The organism is Marinobacter sp., assembly GCF_039977835.1.
Classification (GTDB): domain Bacteria; phylum Pseudomonadota; class Gammaproteobacteria; order Pseudomonadales; family Oleiphilaceae; genus Marinobacter.
The window spans coordinates 81,641-91,271 of record NZ_JBDWCL010000029.1; the positions used below are offsets into that span (position 1 = coordinate 81,641).

Below are 9,631 nucleotides of genomic sequence, written 5' to 3' on the forward strand. Positions count from 1 at the left end.
CGCGGGCCCACCGTTATGCTGGAGCAGATCAAAGACTGGATTGAACGGCTCAGGGCCGGCAGCACCGGCGGGCCCGACCGTGAGCACCTGCCTACGCCGAAAACGGCCGGAAACCAGCGCCTGTCCGACTGCAGACTGATTGTCCTGGATCTTGAAACCACCGGACTCAATGCGGCCAAAGATGAGGTTATCGCCATCGGCGCCGTGGCTATCCAGAAAAATGCTATAGCCATGGGTGACCAGTTCGACCTGATCCTCCGACGGCCAGAACTGGACATCAGTGAGACCGTACTAATCCATGGCATTGGTCCGGAGGCCCTGACCCGCGGCCATGAGACCGAAGACGCCCTGCTGCACCTGCTGGAATGGATGAACGGCGACCCCATCCTTGCCTACCATTCCGCCTTTGACCAGAAGTTTCTCGAGAAAGCGCTCAAAAACACCCTGGGGTACACCCAGCCCCACACCTGGATTGACGTGGCCGAGATGCTACCGGCCTTCTTTCCCCATTCAAAAACCGGGGGTCGGGGCCTCGACAACTGGGCCGATTTTTTCGGTCTTGAAGTCAGTGCGCGACACCATGCCGCCGCCGATGCCCTGGCCACTGCCGAACTGACCCTTGCAGTCATCAACAGGGCTCACAAAAACGACGTTGTCACATTGCAGGACCTCACCGACAAACTAAAGTACTTCCGGCGCATTCAAAACATGCATCGGCCAGGTTAAAAACCCTGGAACTGTGTCGCATTTGCGGACGTTTTGGCAGGCAAATAACTGAGAATTAGACCTTTTGCCAATATCTATATATCGCTTGACGGGTAAAGTCGAGGAGGACAACAAGTCGGAGAAGAACTATATGAATAATAATTTCTCTACAACAAACCCATCATCGAAAACCCACCCAACCTCCACAACAACAAAACAGGAGTGATCCTATGTCAGGTCATGACTACGATGCTGTGAATTATTGGAAGGCGAACCTCCGCCTGATATTTGGGAGCCTGATCGTCTGGGCCCTGGTATCTTACGGCTTCGCCATACTGCTTCGTCCCATGCTCGCCGGAATTCCTATTGGCGGAACCGACCTCGGGTTCTGGTTCGCCCAACAGGGTTCGATTCTTACTTTCATCGCGCTGATCTTTCATTACGCATGGCGAATGAACCGGCTCGATGAAAAATTCGACGTGCATGAGGAGTAAGTTCGAATGGATCAGTTTATAATCAACCTGTTATTCGTAGGCGGTTCATTCGCCCTCTATATCGGCATCGCCATCTGGGCGAAGGCCGGTAGCACTAGTGATTTCTACGTCGCGGGTGGCGGCGTTCATCCGATCACCAACGGTGCGGCGATCGGCGCTGACTGGATGTCCGCGGCATCCTTTATCTCCATGGCGGGCCTGATTGCCGCCGGCGGTTATGCCAACTCAACCTTCCTGATGGGCTGGACCGGTGGTTACGTACTGTTGGCGATGCTGCTTGCTCCCTACCTGCGTAAGTTCGGCAAGTTTACGGTTCCCGAGTTTATCGGCGACCGTTTCTACAGCAGAAATGCGCGATTTGTGGCAGTAGCCTGCCTGATTGTAGCGTCAGTGACCTACGTTATCGGCCAGATGGCTGGTGCTGGTGTAGCCTTCTCCCGCTTCCTGGAAGTGGACGCCACCATGGGCCTGATCATCGCAGCGATCGTAATCTTCATCTATGCGGTACTCGGTGGCATGAAAGGCATCACCTATACCCAGGTGGCGCAGTACTGCGTGCTGATCATTGCCTACACCATTCCTGCGGTGTTCATTTCACTGCAACTGACTGGTAACCCGCTGCCTCCGCTCGGCCTGTTCTCGACTCACGTTGATTCGGGACTTCCCCTGCTGGAGAAACTGGACCAGGTAATCACTGAACTCGGCTTCCGGGACTACACTGCAGACGTGGACAACAAACTGAACATGGTTCTGTTTACCCTGTCACTGATGATCGGTACTGCTGGTCTGCCACACGTTATCATCCGTTTCTTCACCGTACCCAAGGTTGCCGATGCGCGCTGGTCCGCAGGCTGGGCACTGGTCTTCATCGCCCTGCTGTACCTGACTGCGCCTGCCGTTGCATCCATGGCTCGACTGAACCTGATGACCACTATCTATCCGGACGGTGTCGAAGGTCAGGCCATTCAATATGATGAACGGCCACAGTGGATCCAGGAGTGGGAAGTGACCGGTCTGATCCAGTTCGAAGACAAGAACAACGACGGCCGCATCCAGTTCTATAACGCTGATAATGCAGAGTTCGCAGAAGAGGCTGAAGCCCGCGGCTGGGAAGGCAACGAATTCACCTACAACAACGATATTCTGGTATTGGCCAACCCTGAGATTGCCAACCTGCCAGGCTGGGTTGTCGGCCTGATTGCGGCTGGTGGTCTTGCGGCGGCGCTGTCGACGGCAGCTGGTCTGTTGCTGGCGATATCGTCGGCGGTGAGTCACGACCTGATCAAAGGTGGCTTCAAACCTGACATCTCGGAGAAGGGGGAACTGCTGGCCGCACGTATCTCCATGGCCGTTGCCATAGTGCTGGCGACCTACCTTGGCGCCAACCCTCCAGGGTTCGCGGCACAGGTGGTAGCCCTGGCCTTCGGTATCGCGGCAGCCTCGCTGTTCCCTGCGCTGATGATGGGTATTTTCTTCAAGCGCATCAACAACGTTGGCGCCATCTCGGGCATGTTGGCCGGCCTGGGTGCTACCCTGGTCTACATCTTCATCTTCCTGGGCTGGTTCTTCATTCCGGGAACCAACAACCTGGCCAACACTCCGGACAACTGGCTGCTGGGTATTTCCCCGCTGTCATTCGGCGCAGTTGGTGCAATCATCAACTTTGCGGTAGCCTTTGCGGTCTCTCATGCGACCGAAGAGCCGCCCGTTGAGATTCAGGAACTGGTCGAAAGCGTCCGTTACCCACGCGGTTCCGGCAAAGCGACTGACCACTAAGCAACACATCAGCCAACGACAGATGACAATCTGACTGGCTGAACCTGAACGGGCTTCCTCCTTGGGGAAGCCCGTTTTTTTTCAAGGAAACAATCTTATGTTCTGGACTTTTGTGGCAACCGTGTTCTGTGGTCTCGGGGCCGCTGGCATCGCCTTGAGTATACGGGCCATTACTCGCAAGAAAGCGCCAAAATGGATCATTCCGGCGTTCGCTGGCGCTGGCATGCTGGGCTATCTCATCTACATGGAGTACACCTGGTTTGATCTCAAGCAGACACAGCTGCCTGAGGAGGCCGTGGTCGTCAGCACAGAAGAGTATGGCGCACCCTGGAGGCCCTGGGCCTATGTTGTACCACAGGTAGCAGCCTTTACCGTGCTCGATACCAAAAGTGTGGTGAGAGACGACCCGGAGCAGAACATCGTCCGTTTCAGTCTTTATCGTTTTGAACAGTCGTATACAGACGCGGTATCCCAGAAAATGTATCTGCTAAACTGTGACACGCGGGAACTGGTCCCCCTCAATAGCGAAAAGAGCCTGGATACCAGTGCACTCCGGATATTATCTGAAGACGACCAACTGCTGGCGCTTGCCTGCGACCAGTAGACCCTGACGTTCGTTCATCGTATTTTGGGAAAGCCTGTTTATGCTCAGTGGCTGGCTGTTAGTCCTCATATCGATCACTTACATCTCGCTACTGTTTGCCATTGCCTGGGCTGGTGACCGCCACCCCGGGCTCTACCGCCGGCGTTGGGCCAGAACCCATGTCTACGCCCTGTCACTGGCCGTCTATTTCACCTCCTGGACCTTCTATGGCGCTGTAGGGCGAGCTACCCAGGAAGGGCTGGGCTTTCTGCCCATCTATCTCGGCCCGTTACTGGTGTTCGTGTTTGGTGCCCCACTGCTGCGCCGAATTATCTTCATCAGCAAGCGCAACAACAGCACCTCCATCGCCGACTTCATCGCTTCGCGGTACGGCAAATCCCAGTCGTTGGCGGCTATGGTCGCCATCTTCGCCCTTATTGGCAGCGTCCCCTACATCGCGCTGCAGCTAAAAGCCATTTCAATGGGCTTCAATGTGCTCTCGGATTCAGGCGCTGCCCACACCGAGCTGAGCACAGCCGCCTGGAACGACTCTGCCTGGTACATCACTCTGGTACTGGCGGTGTTTACCGTCCTTTTCGGTACGCGACATCTGGAATCCACGGAACACCACCGGGGCATGATCCAGGCGATTGCCTTCGAATCCCTGATCAAGATCGTTGCCTTCGTCGCCGTCGGGCTGTTTGTCGGCTACGGCCTTTATGGAGGCTTCGGCGATCTCTGGAGCAATGTTCGTGAGGCCGGGCTGGTAGGCACCCTGACCACGGATGGCATCGAGGCACCGGCCTTTATAACCCAGACACTGGTGGCCATGCTTGCCATTATCTGCCTGCCACGGCAGTTCCACGTTATGGTCGTTGAGAACACAGACCACCGGGATTTCGAGACTGCCCGATGGGCCATGCCCATCTACCTGATCATCGCCAGTGCGTTTGTACTGCCGATTGCAGCGGCCGGACTCCTGTCGCCGGAAATCAGCTCGTCGGACCCCGACATACTGATCCTCAACCTGCCGATTGCAGCTGGCGAACAATGGCTTGCCATACTGGCATTCCTCGGTGGCGGCTCGGCTGCGGCAGCGATGGTCATTGTCTGCTCCGTTGCCATCGCCACCATGGTCAGTAACGAAATCATCATGCCTGCCCTGTTGAAATTTTTCCGGCCCGGTATGAACAAGCGTACAGACTTGAGCTACCTGCTGCTAAGCATCCGCCGGGTGGCCATTTTCGTTGTACTGTTTACCGCCTATGGCTTTTATCGCATGGCCGGGGAAGATTACAGCCTGACTGCATTCGGGCTACTGTCGTTCGCTGCCGCGGCGCAGTTCGGCCCTGCCCTGGTCGGAGGCATCCTTTGGCGACGGGGCAACCATACAGGTGCTGTATGGGGCCTGGGGCTCGGTTTTCTTATGTGGTGTTATACCCTGTTGCTGCCGGCACTGGCTTCAACCGGCTGGCTGAGCGATACGCTGATCGAACAGGGCGTCTGGGGCATCAACTGGACAAGGCCTACAGCTCTGTTCGGCTCCGAGTTGGACCAGATCAGCCATGGCATCATCTGGAGCCTTGGCATAAACACCGTCACCTATATCGTGTTGTCCATGCTCACCCGTCAACGGGTGCGGGAGAAGATCCAGATTGCGTCGTTCTTCCACGACCCCCAGCCAAAAGCGGAAACACCCCAGCAACAAAGCTGGCAGGGCGAAATCCTCACTTCTGACCTCCAGGCCATTGCTGACCGCTTTATGGGAGAGGAACGGGCAGAGGCCATATTCCGTAATTACGAGCGGCGCAACGCCATCCGCCTGCATCTTCATCGCCCCGCGTCCTCGCATCTGATGAAGTTTATCGAGCGCCAGCTGGCCTCGGTGATCGGTGCATCCACGGCCAGGGTTGTCCTTGAGTCGACCCTGACCGGCCGGGACATGCAGATTGAGGATGTCGTCAGCATTGTCGATGAAGCCTCCCAGGCGATGACGTTCAGCCGGGAGCTTCTGCAATCCGCCATTGAGAACATCAGCCTGGGTGTTTCGGTGGTGAATCATCAGCAACAGCTGGTGGTATGGAACCAGCGCTACCTTGAGCAATTCAACTACCCGGCCGGTTTTGTGCGGGTCGGCAGGCCGGTGGAAGATCTGATGCGCTATAACCTGACCAACGCGAATCTGCCGGCACGACGCATTGACGATATTATTACCGACCGCTGCAATCGCATGCGTGAAGGTCTTCCCATGTCCTACGAACGCCAGCGCCCTGACGGCACCGTGCTGCGAATTGATGGCAGCCCGATTCCTGGCGGCGGCTATGTCACCACGTTCCAGGACATTACCGCCATGCGGCGCACCGAACAGGCACTCAAGGAAACCAACATCTATCTCGAACAGCGGGTCAAGGAGCGCACCCAGGAATTGCAGGTCATCAATGAGCAAATGCTCAAAGCCAAGTCGGTTGCCGAACAGGCCAACCAGAGTAAAACCCGCTTCCTCGCTTCCGCCAGTCACGATCTGCTCCAGCCGTTGAACGCCGCGCGCCTGTTCACCTCTGCCCTTGCAGGCAAGGCCCGGGACCCGGAAATGAGTGAACTGGTGGAACATATCGACAGTTCCCTCGGGGCTGCCGAAGAAATCATCAGCACCCTGCTGGACATATCCAAACTGGATGCGGGCGCGCTCGAGCCTGATATCAGTGTATTCCCTGTCAATGAAATCATGCGTCACCTCGCCACGGATTTCTCCGCCATTTCCAAGGATCAGGGGCTGGATCTGCACGTAGTACCCAGCAGCGCATGGATACGCTCGGATTCCAAACTGCTCAGAAGGGTGATCCAGAATTTCCTCTCCAATGCCATCCGGTATACACCCAGCGGAAAGATACTGCTCGGATGCCGCCGCCTTAAGGGCTACATCCGCATTGAAGTCTGGGACACCGGCCCCGGCATCCCGGATGACCAGCTCGCTCACATCTTTGAAGAATTCCGCCGCTTTCAGCAGGGTCGGGACAAGAAGGGGCTGGGGCTGGGGCTGGCCATCGTCGACCGCATCTGCGGGATGCTCAACCACCCGGTAAATGTCCGCTCCGTCCAGGGTCTGGGAAGCGTGTTCAGCATAACCGTACCGGTCGCTCCTCCCGAACCCGTTGAGCAGAATGCGGCCAGGCCCGCCCCGGCATCCCGGCGCGTCTCCAGCCTGGGAGGGCTGCACGTGCTTTGCATCGACAACGACCCGGCCATACTTCATGGCATGAGCGCCCTTCTGGACAACTGGCAGTGTGACGTCACTACCGCCGAAAGCCTCGAAGATGCCCGCCACAAGCTAAACGGCACCGAACCGGACATCATACTGGCGGACTATCAGCTTGATGATAACCGTAATGGTCTCGACGCAATGGACTCATTGAGAGAGGAGGCAACCAATGATATACCTGGCATACTCATTACCGGCTATATGGCTCCAGAGGTCAGGGAAGATGCTATTGGCAGGGGCTATCAGATACTTTACAAACCCGTAAAACCGGCGGCCCTCCGGGCGGTGGTTAACAAGTTACTCAAGCAGAAACGCCAATGACCGACTCAGCAGACAATGCCATCGGGAACACCTTTGCAAAACTCAGTTTTCTGGTCGTCGATGATTTTGAGAACTTTCGCCTTTCCATAAGGCAGATGCTGCGAAGTTGCGGTGCCGACAAAATCGAGCTGCTGCCCAATGCCTCCACCGCCATCCAGTATTGCTCCTACAATCATGTGGACGTGGTCCTTTGTGACTATAATCTGGGCGACGGCAAAAACGGCCAGCACATTCTCGAGGAATTGCGACACAAGAAGCTTCTGAAGCGCTCTTCGCTGTTCCTGATGGTGACCGCAGAAACATCCAAAGAAATGGTCATGGGCGCAAGGGAATACCAGCCCGACGCCTACCTGACCAAGCCCATCAACCGGGCCATGCTGGAAAAACGGCTGAGCAGCCTGCTTACGCAACGCAATGCCCTGCTTCCCATCAACCGGGAAATCGATCGTGAAAACTTTCCGGAAGCCATTTCCCTGTGCCTGAAGACTCTACCTGCAAAACCGCGTTATAAAACCTGGCTGATGAAAACCCTCGCCGATCTTTACTATCGGGTAGGCGACCTCAGCCACGCTCTGAAAATCTACGACGATGTGCTGGTACAACGGGATCTTTCATGGGCCAGGCTGGGGCGAGGAAAAATTCTGGTGGCCAATCAGAACTACGATGATGCTGTTACCACCCTGAAGGAGCTGGTCTCCAAGCACCCTGATTACATGGAGGCCTATGACCTGCTGGCCGAGGCACTGGAAAAACAGGGGCGCCCCACACAGGCACAACAAATTCTGGAGAAGGCCGCCGAACATTCGCCTAACGCCCTGTTGCGACACAAACACCTGGCCGAACTGGCGGCATCCAACCAGGACATGTCGACGGCATCAGACGCATGGCGGCAAACAGTCACTCTGGGCACCTACTCCATTCACGACAGCTCCGAGCATTACCTGGCCCTGGGGCAGTCACTGTCGGACCTGAGCGAGGGTGACACGTCCGACGAAGGCTCCGCCAATGCCGACGAAGCTCTCACAATCCTGCGCCGCATGGAGAAACGCTTTGCGGATCAGGAAGACATCAAAGTCCGGAGCCGCATTGTGCAGTCACGGGTTCATGCCGGTCAGGGCAGGCTGAACGAGGCCCAGAAGGCTATCGAAAGTGTTGCGGACGAACTGGGCGACCCGGACCTCATGGATCCGGAAGCGGGCCTGGACTACGCCAAGACATTATTCAGACTGGGGCGAGATGACGAAGCAAAAAACCTGCTGACAACCCTGGCCAATCGCTTCCATGACAATCCGGCATTACTGCAGAAGATCGAGAACCTGCTTGATGAGCCCGTGGGATTCCGGCAAAAACTGCAAGCCAGATCTTTGAATCGGGATGGCATCAAGGCGTTTGAGGCTGGAAACCTTGATGAAGCCGTCGCAACCTTCAGCCAGGCCCTTGAAATAGTCCCGTCCCATGCCTCGCTCAACCTTAACCTGGTCCAGGTACTGATGAAGAAGTACCAGCAATCCCCTGACGATCGCGATTTGCTGAAACGTTGCGAAAAATACCTCGCCAGACTCTCGGGGCTGCCGGAGCAACACCGACAGTACCGTCGCCTGATGTCCTTACGCAAAAAACTGAAAGGAATGATGTCATGAGCACCAACAACCACGACACCCCTGTCGAGTCCCGGCGAGCTCAAGGTATCGATTTCTCCATGGTGCTGGCATCAGCTGTTCACGACATGAAGAACTCCCTGGGTATGCTTCTGAACTCTCTGGATGAATTACGCCAGGAGCAGGCACAGTCGATCGGAGAGTCCTCACGCTTCAATACCCTGCAGTACGAAGCTGAGCGGATGCACAATGATCTTGTGCAACTGCTTGGTATCTACCGGCTCGGCGAGAACAACCTGTCAGCTCACATTGAAGAACACTTTGTCCCTGACTTTCTTTCCCAGCATATGGCACGGCACACGCCTCTTCTCGACGGACTGGGTATCAAGCTTGAGATAGCGGCTGATGATATTAACGGGTTCTTCGATGAAGACCTGCTGACCGGCGTGCTGAACAACACGATTAACAATGCCATTCGCTACACCAGAAGCAAGATCAAGCTGACTGCGTCGGAGCGGCAGGGTTTTCTCGTTATTGGTGTAGAGGATGATGGCGAGGGTTATCCGGAGAGTATGCAGCACACCGGCACACCGAGCTTCAAGTCTCTGGACTTCAAGAGCGGGAGTACCAGCCTGGGCCTGTTTTTCGCATCATCTGTTGCGCAGCTGCACAGCGAAGGCGATCGGACCGGGTCTATTCGATTGCATAATGGGGGCAGCTTGGGGGGTGGGGTGTTTGAGATCTGGTTGCCTTGAATCGTATCCCAAATAAAAAACCCCCAACGGCGAAGCCGCTGGGGGTTTGTTATTTAGGAGCCTGACGATGACCTACTCTCACATGGGCAGAAGCCACACTACCATCGGCGCTGGTCTGTTTCACTGCTGAGTTCGGGATG

At 56.0% G+C, this 9,631-nt stretch carries 7 protein-coding genes; all 7 read left to right on the forward strand.

Annotation, left to right across the window (positions count from 1 at the left end):
* The first annotated feature begins 15 nt into the window (after positions 1–15).
* Positions 16–726, forward strand: a complete 711-nt coding sequence (locus ABJM11_RS08985) for a 3'-5' exonuclease (protein ID WP_348297158.1) — start codon at positions 16–18, stop codon at positions 724–726.
* Positions 727–935: 209 nt separating this feature from the next.
* Positions 936–1,199 (forward strand): DUF4212 domain-containing protein, encoded by a 264-nt coding sequence (locus tag ABJM11_RS08990; protein ID WP_250092768.1) that lies wholly within the window; start codon positions 936–938, stop codon positions 1,197–1,199.
* Between the two features lie 6 nt (positions 1,200–1,205).
* Positions 1,206–2,975 carry a sodium:solute symporter family protein gene (locus ABJM11_RS08995; protein ID WP_348297159.1) on the forward strand — a complete coding sequence of 590 codons (1,770 nt, stop codon included), beginning with the start codon at positions 1,206–1,208 and terminating at the stop codon, positions 2,973–2,975.
* A gap of 97 nt (positions 2,976–3,072) precedes the next feature.
* Positions 3,073–3,579, forward strand: coding sequence for a hypothetical protein (locus tag ABJM11_RS09000; protein WP_348297160.1), 507 nt, complete (start codon positions 3,073–3,075; stop codon positions 3,577–3,579).
* A 40-nt stretch (positions 3,580–3,619) separates the two neighbouring features.
* Entirely contained in the window at positions 3,620–7,138 is a 3,519-nt protein-coding gene (locus ABJM11_RS09005; RefSeq protein WP_348297161.1) for a PAS domain-containing hybrid sensor histidine kinase/response regulator, read from the forward strand.
* Positions 7,135–8,778: a tetratricopeptide repeat protein gene (locus tag ABJM11_RS09010; RefSeq protein WP_348297162.1), complete on the forward strand. Its 1,644-nt coding sequence runs from the start codon at positions 7,135–7,137 to the stop codon at positions 8,776–8,778. The genes ABJM11_RS09005 and ABJM11_RS09010 overlap by 4 nt, the downstream gene beginning before the upstream one ends.
* Positions 8,775–9,491, forward strand: a complete 717-nt coding sequence (locus tag ABJM11_RS09015) for a HAMP domain-containing sensor histidine kinase (RefSeq protein WP_348297163.1) — start codon at positions 8,775–8,777, stop codon at positions 9,489–9,491. The genes ABJM11_RS09010 and ABJM11_RS09015 overlap by 4 nt, the downstream gene beginning before the upstream one ends.
* Positions 9,492–9,631 lie beyond the last annotated feature (140 nt).